This is a genomic window from Citrobacter sp. CRE-46, assembly GCF_059615875.1.
The window spans coordinates 4,927,501-4,940,479 of record NZ_CM184341.1; the positions used below are offsets into that span (position 1 = coordinate 4,927,501).

Here is a 12,979-nt window from a genome sequence, read left to right on the forward strand (position 1 = left end):
AGGTCGGTTCTTTAAGGTAAGGAGGTGATCCAACCGCAGGTTCCCCTACGGTTACCTTGTTACGACTTCACCCCAGTCATGAATCACAAAGTGGTAAGCGCCCTCCCGAAGGTTAAGCTACCTACTTCTTTTGCAACCCACTCCCATGGTGTGACGGGCGGTGTGTACAAGGCCCGGGAACGTATTCACCGTGGCATTCTGATCCACGATTACTAGCGATTCCGACTTCATGGAGTCGAGTTGCAGACTCCAATCCGGACTACGACATACTTTATGAGGTCCGCTTGCTCTCGCGAGGTCGCTTCTCTTTGTATATGCCATTGTAGCACGTGTGTAGCCCTACTCGTAAGGGCCATGATGACTTGACGTCATCCCCACCTTCCTCCAGTTTATCACTGGCAGTCTCCTTTGAGTTCCCGACCGAATCGCTGGCAACAAAGGATAAGGGTTGCGCTCGTTGCGGGACTTAACCCAACATTTCACAACACGAGCTGACGACAGCCATGCAGCACCTGTCTCAGAGTTCCCGAAGGCACCAAAGCATCTCTGCTAAGTTCTCTGGATGTCAAGAGTAGGTAAGGTTCTTCGCGTTGCATCGAATTAAACCACATGCTCCACCGCTTGTGCGGGCCCCCGTCAATTCATTTGAGTTTTAACCTTGCGGCCGTACTCCCCAGGCGGTCGACTTAACGCGTTAGCTCCGGAAGCCACGCCTCAAGGGCACAACCTCCAAGTCGACATCGTTTACGGCGTGGACTACCAGGGTATCTAATCCTGTTTGCTCCCCACGCTTTCGCACCTGAGCGTCAGTCTTTGTCCAGGGGGCCGCCTTCGCCACCGGTATTCCTCCAGATCTCTACGCATTTCACCGCTACACCTGGAATTCTACCCCCCTCTACAAGACTCTAGCCTGCCAGTTTCGGATGCAGTTCCCAGGTTGAGCCCGGGGATTTCACATCCGACTTGACAGACCGCCTGCGTGCGCTTTACGCCCAGTAATTCCGATTAACGCTTGCACCCTCCGTATTACCGCGGCTGCTGGCACGGAGTTAGCCGGTGCTTCTTCTGCGAGTAACGTCAATCGCTGTGGTTATTAACCACAACGCCTTCCTCCTCGCTGAAAGTACTTTACAACCCGAAGGCCTTCTTCATACACGCGGCATGGCTGCATCAGGCTTGCGCCCATTGTGCAATATTCCCCACTGCTGCCTCCCGTAGGAGTCTGGACCGTGTCTCAGTTCCAGTGTGGCTGGTCATCCTCTCAGACCAGCTAGGGATCGTCGCCTAGGTGAGCCGTTACCCCACCTACAAGCTAATCCCATCTGGGCACATCCGATGGCAAGAGGCCCGAAGGTCCCCCTCTTTGGTCTTGCGACATTATGCGGTATTAGCTACCGTTTCCAGTAGTTATCCCCCTCCATCGGGCAGTTTCCCAGACATTACTCACCCGTCCGCCACTCGTCACCCGAGAGCAAGCTCTCTGTGCTACCGTTCGACTTGCATGTGTTAGGCCTGCCGCCAGCGTTCAATCTGAGCCATGATCAAACTCTTCAATTTAAGTTTGATGCTCGTGAATTAAACTTCGTAATGAATTACGTGTTCACTCAGAGACTTGGTATTCATTTTTCGTCTTGCGACGTTAAGAATCCGTATCCTCGAGTGCCCACACAGATTGTCTGATAAATTGTTAAAGAGCAGTTGCGACGCGCCTTAGCGCTCTGTCGCGAGGTGGCGTATATTACGCTTTCCTCTTTCAGAGTCAACCCTCATTTTCAGGTTTTTCTCTTCAACCGACCGGGCTGTTTGTGTGAAGTGATTCACATCCGCCGTGTCGATGGAGGCGCATTATAGGGAGTTTCCTTCAGCCCGCAACCCTTAAATGACAGAAAAATGACTGACTGCTGCATTCCACAGCAGAACCCCGTCTTATACCCATTTACACACAGAGTTATCCACAAAAATGAGGTTCTCTTGCGATCATCACTTCGATTCATCCCTCATCATATAAAGCTGAAATAATCGAATTAAAGGAAAGAGAAAAATTCGCGAGCGTTGCGCAAACGTTTTCGTTACAATGCCACCGCACAACAAGGATGCCCCGTGAGGGGCGTTAGCTGAGTTTTTAGCCAAGAATTCACCTAACGCTCTCTGTAATAGTCAAATCCAGGGGATTTACCATGCAACAACGTCGTCCAGTCCGCCGCGCTCTGCTCAGTGTTTCTGACAAGGCCGGTATCATCGAATTCGCTCAGGCACTTTCCGCACGCGGTGTGGAGCTGCTGTCTACGGGGGGTACCGCCCGCCTGTTAGCAGAAAAAGGCCTGGCAGTGACCGAAGTTTCCGATTACACCGGTTTCCCGGAAATGATGGATGGACGCGTGAAGACCCTGCATCCAAAAGTCCACGGCGGCATCCTCGGCCGTCGCGGCCAGGACGATGCGATCATGGAACAGCATCACATCGCCCCTATCGATATGGTGGTCGTTAACCTGTACCCCTTCGCCGAAACCGTAGCCCGTGAAGGCTGCTCGCTGGAAGATGCGGTAGAGAACATTGATATCGGCGGCCCGACCATGGTGCGCTCTGCTGCCAAGAACCATAAAGACGTCGCCATCGTGGTGAAGAGCAGTGACTACGACGCCATTATTAAAGAGATGGATGCTAATGAAGGCTCTCTGACTCTCGACACCCGTTTCGATCTCGCGATTAAAGCTTTCGAACACACCGCCGCCTACGACAGCATGATTGCCAACTACTTCGGCAGCATGGTTCCGGCCTACCACGGTGAAAGCAAAGAAGCCGCCGGTCGCTTCCCGCGTACGCTGAACCTGAACTTCATTAAGAAGCAGGATATGCGCTACGGCGAGAACAGCCACCAGCAGGCAGCCTTCTATATAGAAGAGAATGTGAAAGAAGCGTCCGTTGCCACCGCACAGCAGGTGCAGGGCAAAGCGCTCTCCTACAACAACATCGCCGATACCGATGCGGCACTGGAATGCGTGAAAGAGTTCAACGAGCCAGCCTGCGTGATCGTCAAGCATGCCAACCCGTGTGGCGTGGCGGTGAGCTCCACTATTCTCGACGCTTACGACCGTGCGTACAAAACCGACCCAACCTCCGCGTTCGGCGGCATCATCGCCTTCAACCGCGAGCTGGATGCCGAAACCGCTCAGGCCATCATCTCCCGCCAGTTCGTGGAAGTGATTATCGCCCCATCCGCGACCGAAGAAGCGCTGAAGATCACGGCTGCCAAGCAGAATGTGCGCGTACTGACCTGTGGTCAGTGGGCACAGCGTGTGCCGGGTCTGGACTTCAAACGCGTTAACGGCGGCCTGCTGGTTCAGGACCGCGACCTGGGTATGGTAGGCGAAGGTGAACTGCGCGTGGTGTCTAAACGCCAGCCGACCGAGCAGGAGCTGCGCGATGCGCTGTTCTGCTGGAAAGTGGCGAAATTCGTGAAATCCAACGCCATTGTGTATGCCAAAGAGAATATGACCATCGGCATAGGCGCAGGCCAGATGAGCCGTGTCTACTCCGCGAAAATCGCCGGGATTAAAGCGGCTGACGAAGGTCTGGAAGTGAAAGGCTCCGCGATGGCCTCCGACGCCTTCTTCCCGTTCCGCGACGGTATCGATGCCGCTGCCGCCGTGGGCGTGAGCTGTGTGATCCAGCCTGGCGGTTCTATCCGTGATGATGAAGTCATTGCCGCTGCCGATGAACACGGTATCGCGATGATCTTTACCGACATGCGCCACTTCCGCCATTAATCCACGGAGCAGACGATGAAAGTATTAGTGATTGGCAACGGCGGGCGCGAGCACGCGCTGGCGTGGAAAGCGGCGCAGTCGCCGCTGGTTGATACCGTTTTTGTCGCACCGGGCAACGCGGGCACCGCGCTGGAACCCGCGCTGCAAAACGTGGCTATCGGCGTAACCGATATCCCGGCGCTGCTGAGCTTTGCCCAGAACGAGAAGATTGACCTGACCATCGTTGGCCCGGAAGCGCCGCTGGTGATTGGCGTGGTTGATGCGTTTCGCGCCGCAGGTCTGAAGATCTTTGGCCCAACCGAAGGCGCCGCACAGTTGGAAGGCTCCAAAGCCTTCACCAAAGATTTCCTCGCCCGTCACCAGATTCCGACGGCGGAGTACCAGAACTTTACCGAGGTTGAGCCAGCGCTGGCTTACCTGCGCGAGAAAGGCGCACCGATCGTCATCAAAGCCGACGGTCTGGCCGCCGGTAAAGGCGTTATCGTCGCGATGACGCTCGAAGAAGCGGAAGCCGCCGTGCAGGACATGCTGGCGGGTAACGCCTTTGGCGATGCAGGCCACCGCATCGTGATTGAAGAGTTCCTCGACGGCGAAGAAGCGAGCTTTATCGTGATGGTCGACGGCGAACACGTGCTGCCGATGGCCACCAGCCAGGACCACAAACGCGTGGGCAACGGCGATACCGGCCCGAACACCGGCGGGATGGGGGCTTACTCCCCGGCGCCGGTAGTCACTGATGAAGTGCACCAGCGCACCATGGAACGCATCATCTGGCCAACCGTGAAAGGCATGGCGGCGGAAGGGAATACCTACACCGGCTTCCTGTATGCGGGCCTGATGATCGACAAGCAGGGCAACCCGAAGGTAATCGAGTTCAACTGTCGCTTTGGCGATCCGGAAACCCAGCCGATCATGCTGCGCATGAAGTCGGATCTGGTGGATCTGTGCCTGGCCGCCTGCGACGGCAAGCTGGATGAGAAAACCTCCGAGTGGGACGAACGCGCTTCATTAGGCGTGGTGATCGCCGCGGGCGGTTATCCGGGCAGCTACAGCACCGGCGACGAGATCCACGGTCTGCCGCTGGAAGAAGTGGCTGACGGTAAGGTTTTCCACGCGGGCACCAAACTCGCCGATGACGACCGCGTGTTGACCAGCGGCGGCCGTGTACTGTGCGCCACCGCGCTGGGCCACACCGTCGCCGAAGCGCAGAAACGCGCTTACGCCCTGATGGCCGACATCCGCTGGAACGGTAGCTTCAGCCGTAACGACATCGGCTGGCGCGCCATCGAACGCGAACAGCGCTAACGCGAAATTTTCGCCAGCAGCGTTTTACGCGTAATGCCTAACTGACGGGCGGCTTCCGTTTTGTTGCCGCCCGTTTTTTCCAGCGCCGCCAGAATGACCTCTTTCTCCACTTCCACCAGCGGCTGGATCTCGCCACTGTATTCCGTTTTTATTGGCGTCGCGGCAATAGCCAGCGGCAGCTCGCGCTCGGAAATATACTCGCCCGTCAGCAGCACCACCGCCCGCTCCACCGCGTTTTCCAGTTCACGGATATTGCCCGGCCAGTCGTAATGGATAAGCAGATCCATCGCCTGCGGAGTAAAGCCTTTCACCGCTTTACGGTTACGCGCGGCAAAACGCTGGAGAAAATGTTCGGCCAGCAGCGGGATATCTTCCCGACGTTGACATAATGCGGGCATTTCTATGGTGACCACGTTCAGACGGTAGTAGAGATCCTGGCGAAAACGTCCGGCACTGACCTCCTCGGCCAGATTACGGTGCGTGGCGGCGATCAGCCGGACATCAACATCAATTGTCTGGTTACTGCCAACCCGTTGTACCTCTCGCTCCTGGATAGCCCGCAGCAGACGCACCTGCATCAGCGGTGAGATATCGCCAATTTCATCAAGAAATAACGTGCCGCCGTCCGCTTCGACAAAACGCCCTTCCCGCCGTTTATCCGCCCCGGTAAACGCCCCTTTCTCGTGGCCAAAAAGTTCGGACTCCAGCAGCGACTCATTCAGCGCCGCGCAGTTCAGCGTCACCAGCGGCTTATCACTGCGCGCGCTGCTGGCGTGTAGTGCGCGGGCAACCAGCTCTTTCCCTGTCCCGGAATCTCCGTGGATAAGCACCGTGGCGTCCGAGGGCGCTACCATCGCAATTTCATTGAGCAACTGCTGCATCGCCGGACTGCTGCCAATCATGCCAAACTGCGCAGCCGACGCTGACAACACTTCAGCGCTCGTATCCCGCGTATGCGCCAGCGCCTTTTCCAGTGTTTCCTGCAAACGGTCAAAATCCAGCGGTTTGATTAAGTAGTCCAGCGCCCCGGTTTTCAGCGCCTCTACGGCGGTCTCCACGCTGGAGAAAGCCGTCATAATCAGTACCGGAATGGCTGGATTCAGGGCTTTAATCTCTTTTAGCGTTGCGATACCGTCCATCTCCGCCATGCGAACATCACACAGCACCAGATCAAATACGCGTTCACGCACCTGTTCCAGCGCCGCTCGCCCGCTATAAGCCAGTGCGACGTCATAACCCCAGCCACGCAGCAGCGCCTGTAAAATAGTGCAGTGGCTGATATCGTCATCCACTACCAGAATATCGATTTTTCCGCGCGTCATCCTTGTTAATCCTGTCGTTTCGCTTTCGTCGGGAGCCAGAGAGTAAAGACCGTACCTTTGCCCTCAATACTTGCCACCTGGATAGTGCCGCCGTGCTGTTCGATAATGTTCTGCACTACCGCCAGTCCCAGACCAGTACCATCAGCTTTGGTCGTATAGTAAGGCGTAAAAATAGCCTCCAGCTGTTCCGGCGCAATCCCCTTCCCGCTATCGGTCACCACGATTTTAACGCGATCGGCGCTGCTTTCACTCGCTTCAACCGTAATCGTGCCCTGACGGCCTATTGCATGAATGGCGTTCAGATAAAGATTCAGCAGAACCTGGGTGAGCCGATCGGGATCGGCCTCAATGGCAGGCAGCGTGGCATTGGCTGCAAATCGTAGCTGGATTTCCCGGCTTGCCGCATCCTGACTCACCAGGTTGAGTGAATGAGTGATGACCTGGTTGAGATCCACGTGTTGTAGCGTCAGATGTGCAGGTTTCACCAGTTCCAGCAGTTCGCTCACCACCCGATTTAAACGGTCCGCCTCTTTCGCCATCACCTGCGCCAGCTCGTGAGACTCACCGCCTGCCGGTGTTCGTTCGGCAAAATATTTTGCTAAACCTTTGATGGATGAAAGTGGGTTACGAATCTCATGTGCAACGCCAGCCGCCAGATGCCCGAGCGCCATCAGTTTTTCTTTGCGCTTCATCGCATCCTGTAGTTCTTTATACGAGCGCTGATAGCGCTGATACCAGAAGTACGTCAGCACGGTTGCCAGCAACACAGCCGCCAGCGCAGACAAAACAATCAGCGTATTTCGCCACTCTCTGGCCTGAGTCGCGGCCAGGTCGCTGGCATCGAAAGCGATAAAAATGGTCTGCGTTGGGGTGATAAGCTGCCCGTCATTGCTGGCGCAACGCGCCATGCCATGGCGTCCGGGCCCATACATCGGCTGGAACTGGCGGTAAATTTCCAGAGCCGGCGTTGTTTCCCCCTCCCCCATTGGTATCTCAATTTTCCGCCAGCGTTCTTGTTCCGCGGGGTGTAGCTGCTGCAGGACATCGGGCGAATAAAGTGATTTACCCACCATCGCCGAATTGCTGTGGGTAATAATGACGCCATGCTCATCGACGACGGCAAACCATAACACACCCGGTTGTACGGCCATTTCCTCCAGCAGCGTCTGCTGCTGGGCATGATGCATGCGCATCCCCATACCCACCCGCGTGCCGGACTCCAGGGCGCGAATCAACACACTGCCTTTTTCCAGGAGCGTTTGTCGGGCGGCATCACTTTCCCGACCATAGTCCCGTATGGTCATAATCGAAAACCAGCCGACCAACGTCAGGATTGCCGCCAGCAAGAGTCTGCTCAACCACTTTGCCACCGTGTCCTTATAAAGACGCATACCTTCTCCCTTTACCCACCGTTTCCTTTCTTCGTTGCCGGTATACAGCAGAAATCATGCCATTTTTTCTCCCTGAGAACCCTGCCCTCAGACACAAAGTAGCGGGTAAAAATGACCCGCAGGCGAATTCTGGCGAGTCATTTTTACTCGCTTTCCTACCGAGACGGCGAGAACAACCTCCGCAAGGCCTGGATTGCCGCTTTGGCACGGAAGATGCAAAAGGGAATATAAGCTAACCAACAGGAGAACGAACAATGAAACGGAACAACAAACTGGCGCTGATTGCACTCTCTCTTATCACTCTGGGCTCCACCCCGGCGCTGGCGCAACATCATTGGGGATATGGGGATGGTATGCAGCAACGGGGCGGCATACCAATGACCACCGAGCAGCAGGCTACCGCGCAGAAAATTTATGATGATTACTACTCCCAGACCAGCGCGTTACGCCAACAGTTGGTCTCCAAACGTTATGAGTACAACGCCTTGTTAACAGCCAGTTCGCCAGACACGGCAAAAATTAATGCCGTGGCAAAAGAAATGGAGGCTCTGAATCAGTCTCTGGATGAGCAGCGCGTTAAGCGTGATGTCGCGCTGGCGCAGGCAGGCGTGCCACGTGGTGCCGGAATGGGCTACGGCGGATGCGGCGGTGGCGGTAACTATCGCGGTGGCGGTCATATGGGAATGGGACACTGGTAAAGGACTTAATGCCTGATCGCGCTACGCTAATCGGACTACGGATGGATAAGACGCATTTGCGTCGCCATCCGGCGTTAAAATGTTTTCTCTTTCGGCTGCCAGTGACAAAAATCTTCATTGGCGACCAGCAGTAGTTGCGATCCTTCGGGCGCTTCCAGCCATGCCACGCTCACCTCTACGGATGAATGGCGCTGGCGGCGCTCAATATGGTTTATCGCCCACGATTCCAGATCGGGCTTTAGCGTTTCACCTTCACAGGTCGTCACCGTGTTATTCGCATGCCAGCGTCCCTGACGCAATATCACCCGTCCCTGACGCAGCGCATCGCTGGTCTGGCGGATTTGATCGGCGCGATAGCGGTAAAGCGCGATTTGATCGCTGGAAAGCTGTTGTTTTTGCCCGTCGACTTCACGCTGCATGAAACTCAGTTCGCCCCGGTCATCGAAGCGTATCCGAACATGTTCCGACGGTTTACTGTATACGTTGAGTTCTATCAGAGAGAGCGAATCACCCTGCCAGCGGTATTCACTGGTGGTGGTATCGCCTTTACGCCACGGACTAAATACCGAGAGCAAGTGAACATCGTCGCTGGAATCTTTACGCCAGATGCGTACCGCCCCCTGATCGCCAACATAGCCGCTGGCCGTGAAGGGAGGAAGCTCAGAATGGCTACCACAGGCTGACAGTAACAGAACACCTGAAAGCCAAAGCAAATGACGCCAGATGGACAAAAGGGGCGAAACCGCCCCTTCGATAAAACTGTTCACTGCCACGCGAATTACTTAACCGCGTCTTTCAGTGCTTTACCAGAAACAAATGCCGGTACGTTAGCTGCGGCGATTTTGATTTCTTTACCGGTCTGCGGGTTGCGGCCAGTGCGCTCAGCACGGTGGTTCACTTTGAAGGTACCGAAACCAACCAGTTGTACAGCATCGCCTTCTTTCAGAGACTCAGTAATAGCAGCCAGAGTGGATTCCAGAGCAGCTTTAGCCTGTGTTTTAGACAGTTCTGCTTTGTCTGCAATTACATCAATCAGTTGAGTCTTGTTCATAAGTTATCCTTACAATGTGTTTATCGCTTGCTAAGCATCGAGTGCGACGGAAATGCCAGAAAAGCACTCTCCTGCATACACGCACCGATAGCCACTTTTTTTCGCCCCCCAAATGTAGACCAGACCGGGGGCGGATGGGAAGCCTTCAGGCACGACAAATCAGGCGTTAAATCACGTTTTATGGTGTCATTGCTGAAAATTTATACCAATATTGCTCTCACCAGCCTCGCGCAGGTCTGCACGAAGCCCTTTTATCAGCTCAATATCGCGTTCTTCACAGTCGGCTAAAAGTCGGAAAATTTCCCACTGAATATCCCATTCTTGCTCAACGGCAGGGTTCTCTTTCAGCTCTTCATCGGTCATTTCGCGACCAGCCTGGGTCATTTCCAGCATCGCAACCGTCGTAATCGATGCCTTGCTGACCTCAATCGCATGCTCCAGCGTTTCACCGCTAAGACGAGAATGCATCAGTTCGCTTAATGCCACGCAGGCATCAATCGCCGGGTAAACGCCGTACAGATCGTAATCATCCGCAGAAGGAATGGCCTCTTCAAACTTTTCCAACTGGCTGTCGAAATTGATTTTCGCGTCTTTTACCGTCAGCGTTTCCCAAATTAAATCTAAAATTCGGCGATAAATCTGCCCATCGCCAAATTCAGTTTGCTTGCAGAACATGGCGTAGTTTGGGTACATGCGCTCACAGAGGCAGGCCATAAACGTGACGTGCTGCCAGCTTTCCAGCTTCTCCAGACGCAGGTGAATCGGGTTTTGTAACATGATGAGTTCTCAAATACGGAAATTAGCCGCAGTTTACCCGATATGGGGCGTTTTTGCTGCAAGCCGCGTAAAAGACGGACGTTCTGATGCCACCGCATCCGCCCAGCGGGTCGGTTCCGGCAAACGATAACCGTTCATACAGCGCTGCACCCACGCCAGCGCGTTGTCCATGCCCACGCGGTGACCCGTAGAGATAAACAACGGATTACAGCGCGCTTTGCTGCGCCAGACCCATGCCAGCTGTTCGCCTTTATCCAGCAGCGGCGCGAGCGCACCGGGTTCGGCAGAGAGCGGCTCAAACTTGCCGCACAGACGTTTTTTCGCCACGCCAATGGTCGGGACATCTACCAGCAGACCAAAATGGCTGGCGACCCCCAGGCGACGTGGGTGGGAAATACCATGCCCGTCGACGAACAGCAGATCCGGTTTTTGCGACAGCTGTTGCCAGGCGGCCATCAGCGCGGGGGTTTCACGAAAGGAGAGAAAGCCGGGAATATACGGCATGGTGGTGGCGACCCGCGCCACCGTGTATTCAACCAGTTCCAGAGAGGGATACTTCAGCAGAACCATCGCGGCCCGCGTCACTTCGCCACCCTGCTCAAACCCGACGTCCGCTCCCCCGATCAGATCCGGCGGATCCTTGTCGAGGCGATCCTCGCGGATCACTGAAGAGGCCAGTTCAAGCTGCTGAGCGCGTAGCGACGCGAGATCCATAATGACTCCTTAGCGGTGGTATTGTTCGGACAGGCGATGCACTGCCTCCACAAACACCCCTGCATGTTCCGGCGGTACATCCTGATGGATGCCGTGACCGAGGTTGAAGACGTGGCCTTCACCCTGGCCGAAACCTGCAAGTATAGTCGCTACCTCGTCTTCGATCCGTGCCGGCGGCGCATACAGCATGGATGGGTCCATATTGCCCTGCAGCGCCACTTTATGGCCAACGCGACGACGCGCATCGGCGATATCTGTTGTCCAGTCGAGACCTAACGCATCACAGCCGGTTTCCGCCATCGCTTCCAGCCACTGACCGCCGCCTTTGGTAAACAGCGTCACCGGTACGCGACGGCCTTCGTTTTCACGCAGCAGACCATCAACGATTTTATGCATGTAGTACAACGAGAACTGCTGATAGTCGCGCCCGGTCAGCACGCCACCCCAGGTATCAAAAATCATTACCGATTGCGCGCCCGCTTTAATCTGCGCGTTCAGGTACAGCGTGACACTCTGCGCCAGCTTATCGAGCAGCAGATGCAGCGCTTTAGGGTCGGCATACATCATCTTTTTAATCACGGTGAAGGCTTTACTGCTGCCGCCTTCCACCATGTAGGTCGCCAGCGTCCACGGGCTGCCGGAGAAACCTATCAGCGGCACCTCGCCCTTCAGCTCACGGCGAATGGTGCGCACCGCGTTCATCACGTAGCCCAGCTCGCCTTCCGGGTCCGGAATCGGCAGTTTTTCAACGTCGGCCTTGCTGGTAATCGGTGAGGTGAAGCGCGGGCCTTCCCCGGCCTCAAAGTACAGCCCAAGCCCCATTGCATCCGGAATAGTCAAAATATCCGAGAAGAGGATCGCCGCATCGAGCTTGTAGCGACGCAGCGGCTGCAGCGTCACTTCGCAGGCCAGCTCGGCGTTTTTGCACAGCGCCATAAAATCGCCCGCCTCGGCGCGCGTGGCTTTATATTCCGGTAGATAGCGGCCCGCCTGGCGCATCATCCATACCGGGGTGACATCAACGGGCTGGCGCAGCAGCGCACGCAGATAACGATCGTTCTTCAGTTCGGTCATTTTTTGCAGTTCCTTATTGCGTCAGTCCCACAGTGTATCACCACTCGTTCTTTACTCGTACTCGGCCCGACACATTGCCACCGTATCTTCGATCAAACGACGCGCGACGGTGCCAGGCGGGGGTAAGAGTGGTAAATCGTCGTAGCGATACCAGTTGGCATTGAGTAGCTCTTTCGGGTCGATGACGATGTCGCCGCTGTCGTACTCTGCCATAAACGCCGTCATCAGCGATTGCGGGAACGGCCACGGCTGCGAGGTCACGTAGCGCAGATTTTTCACCTTGATCCCGCTTTCCTCCATGACTTCGCGCGCCACCGCCTGCTCCAGGGTTTCGCCTACTTCGACAAAACCGGCCAGCACGGTATGCACACCGTTACGATGGCGAACATGCTGGGCAAGGAGGATCGAATCATCGCGGCGAATCGCCACGATAATGCAGGGAGCGATTTGCGGGTAATAGCGTTCGCGGCAATGGCTACACAGCATCGCCCATTCGGTTTTGCTCGGGTGCATCGTGTGCCCGCAGTAGCCGCAGAATTTATGCGAGCGGTAGAACTCGGCCAGCTGTACGCCGCGCCCCGCCAACTGAAACAGGCCTACATCCTGGTCGATAACCTGGCGCACCGAACCCATGTCGTGGCGACGCGGCTGCTGCACCAACCAGACCGGATCGCCTTCCCACTCACCTATCTGAAGTGCGCGCTGGCCCGCAAGATCGAAATTTATCGCCTCGCCATAGGGTAATTCCCCAGCAGGCAACCATAATTTTTGTTCGTGGCTCACAATCCACCAGCCGCGATCCCATTTTTCAATTATTCGATCCATATCTCTTGCGCTACCTTTGCTTCACAGGCATGTTATTAACATTATTTTTACAAGA

The 12,979-nt window shown here is 55.6% G+C and carries 11 protein-coding genes and 1 rRNA gene; 3 read left to right on the forward strand and 9 right to left on the reverse strand.

Annotation, left to right across the window (positions count from 1 at the left end):
• Positions 1 to 17 precede the first annotated feature (17 nt).
• A 16S ribosomal RNA gene (locus AC534G_RS23895) occupies positions 18 to 1,557 on the reverse strand.
• 620 nt (positions 1,558 to 2,177) lie between these two features.
• On the opposite strand from AC534G_RS23895, the gene purH reads away from it, so the two are divergent.
• Both purH and purD read left to right on the forward strand, forming a co-directional pair.
• Positions 2,178 to 3,767 carry a bifunctional phosphoribosylaminoimidazolecarboxamide formyltransferase/IMP cyclohydrolase gene (purH, locus tag AC534G_RS23900; RefSeq protein WP_110496265.1) on the forward strand — a complete coding sequence of 530 codons (1,590 nt, stop codon included), beginning with the start codon at positions 2,178 to 2,180 and terminating at the stop codon, positions 3,765 to 3,767.
• A 15-nt stretch (positions 3,768 to 3,782) separates the two neighbouring features.
• On the forward strand, positions 3,783 to 5,072 hold the full coding sequence (purD, locus tag AC534G_RS23905) for a phosphoribosylamine--glycine ligase (RefSeq protein WP_110496267.1): 1,290 nt from the start codon (positions 3,783 to 3,785) through the stop codon (positions 5,070 to 5,072).
• Here the strand turns inward: purD and zraR are convergent.
• Together zraR and zraS are read right to left on the reverse strand one after the other, a co-directional pair.
• A complete protein-coding gene (gene zraR / locus AC534G_RS23910) occupies positions 5,069 to 6,394 on the reverse strand; it encodes a sigma-54-dependent response regulator transcription factor ZraR (RefSeq protein WP_038636160.1) in 1,326 nt (441 codons plus the stop codon). The two genes, purD and zraR, sit on opposite strands and share 4 nt — an antisense overlap.
• Before the next feature lie 5 nt (positions 6,395 to 6,399).
• A complete protein-coding gene (zraS, locus tag AC534G_RS23915) occupies positions 6,400 to 7,785 on the reverse strand; it encodes a two-component system sensor histidine kinase ZraS (protein WP_110496269.1) in 1,386 nt (461 codons plus the stop codon).
• Positions 7,786 to 8,039: 254 nt separating this feature from the next.
• On the opposite strand from zraS, the gene zraP reads away from it, so the two are divergent.
• A complete protein-coding gene (gene zraP, locus AC534G_RS23920) occupies positions 8,040 to 8,483 on the forward strand; it encodes a zinc resistance sensor/chaperone ZraP (RefSeq protein ID WP_069325391.1) in 444 nt (147 codons plus the stop codon).
• A 74-nt stretch (positions 8,484 to 8,557) separates the two neighbouring features.
• Here the strand turns inward: zraP and AC534G_RS23925 are convergent, their stop codons facing one another.
• The 6 genes from AC534G_RS23925 to nudC form a co-directional block, all read right to left on the reverse strand.
• Positions 8,558 to 9,250 carry a DUF1481 domain-containing protein gene (locus AC534G_RS23925; protein ID WP_110498769.1) on the reverse strand — a complete coding sequence of 231 codons (693 nt, stop codon included), beginning with the start codon at positions 9,248 to 9,250 and terminating at the stop codon, positions 8,558 to 8,560.
• Positions 9,251 to 9,261: 11 nt separating this feature from the next.
• A complete protein-coding gene (hupA, locus tag AC534G_RS23930; RefSeq protein WP_001044509.1) occupies positions 9,262 to 9,534 on the reverse strand; it encodes a nucleoid-associated protein HU-alpha in 273 nt (90 codons plus the stop codon).
• A gap of 186 nt (positions 9,535 to 9,720) precedes the next feature.
• Complete coding sequence (locus AC534G_RS23935) at positions 9,721 to 10,311, reverse strand: YjaG family protein (protein WP_042314221.1); 591 nt, start codon at positions 10,309 to 10,311, stop codon at positions 9,721 to 9,723.
• Positions 10,312 to 10,344: 33 nt separating this feature from the next.
• Positions 10,345 to 11,025 carry a deoxyribonuclease V gene (nfi, locus tag AC534G_RS23940; protein WP_038636148.1) on the reverse strand — a complete coding sequence of 227 codons (681 nt, stop codon included), beginning with the start codon at positions 11,023 to 11,025 and terminating at the stop codon, positions 10,345 to 10,347.
• Between the two features lie 9 nt (positions 11,026 to 11,034).
• Complete coding sequence (hemE, locus tag AC534G_RS23945) at positions 11,035 to 12,099, reverse strand: uroporphyrinogen decarboxylase (protein ID WP_042314226.1); 1,065 nt, start codon at positions 12,097 to 12,099, stop codon at positions 11,035 to 11,037.
• Positions 12,100 to 12,150: 51 nt separating this feature from the next.
• A complete protein-coding gene (gene nudC, locus AC534G_RS23950) occupies positions 12,151 to 12,924 on the reverse strand; it encodes an NAD(+) diphosphatase (RefSeq protein WP_038636141.1) in 774 nt (257 codons plus the stop codon).
• Between the last annotated feature and the right edge of the window lie 55 nt (positions 12,925 to 12,979).

Coding starts and splice junctions, on each gene's coding strand:
- purH (WP_110496265.1), top strand. CDS start 2,178: ATGCAACAACGTCGTCCAGTCCGCCGCGCTCTGCTCAGTGTTTCTGAC.
- zraR (WP_038636160.1), bottom strand. CDS start 6,394: ATGACGCGCGGAAAAATCGATATTCTGGTAGTGGATGACGATATCAGC.
- zraS (WP_110496269.1), bottom strand. CDS start 7,785: ATGCGTCTTTATAAGGACACGGTGGCAAAGTGGTTGAGCAGACTCTTG.
- zraP (WP_069325391.1), top strand. CDS start 8,040: ATGAAACGGAACAACAAACTGGCGCTGATTGCACTCTCTCTTATCACT.
- nudC (WP_038636141.1), bottom strand. CDS start 12,924: ATGGATCGAATAATTGAAAAATGGGATCGCGGCTGGTGGATTGTGAGC.
- purD (WP_110496267.1), top strand. CDS start 3,783: ATGAAAGTATTAGTGATTGGCAACGGCGGGCGCGAGCACGCGCTGGCG.
- nfi (WP_038636148.1), bottom strand. CDS start 11,025: ATGGATCTCGCGTCGCTACGCGCTCAGCAGCTTGAACTGGCCTCTTCA.
- hemE (WP_042314226.1), bottom strand. CDS start 12,099: ATGACCGAACTGAAGAACGATCGTTATCTGCGTGCGCTGCTGCGCCAG.
- hupA (WP_001044509.1), bottom strand. CDS start 9,534: ATGAACAAGACTCAACTGATTGATGTAATTGCAGACAAAGCAGAACTG.
- AC534G_RS23935 (WP_042314221.1), bottom strand. CDS start 10,311: ATGTTACAAAACCCGATTCACCTGCGTCTGGAGAAGCTGGAAAGCTGG.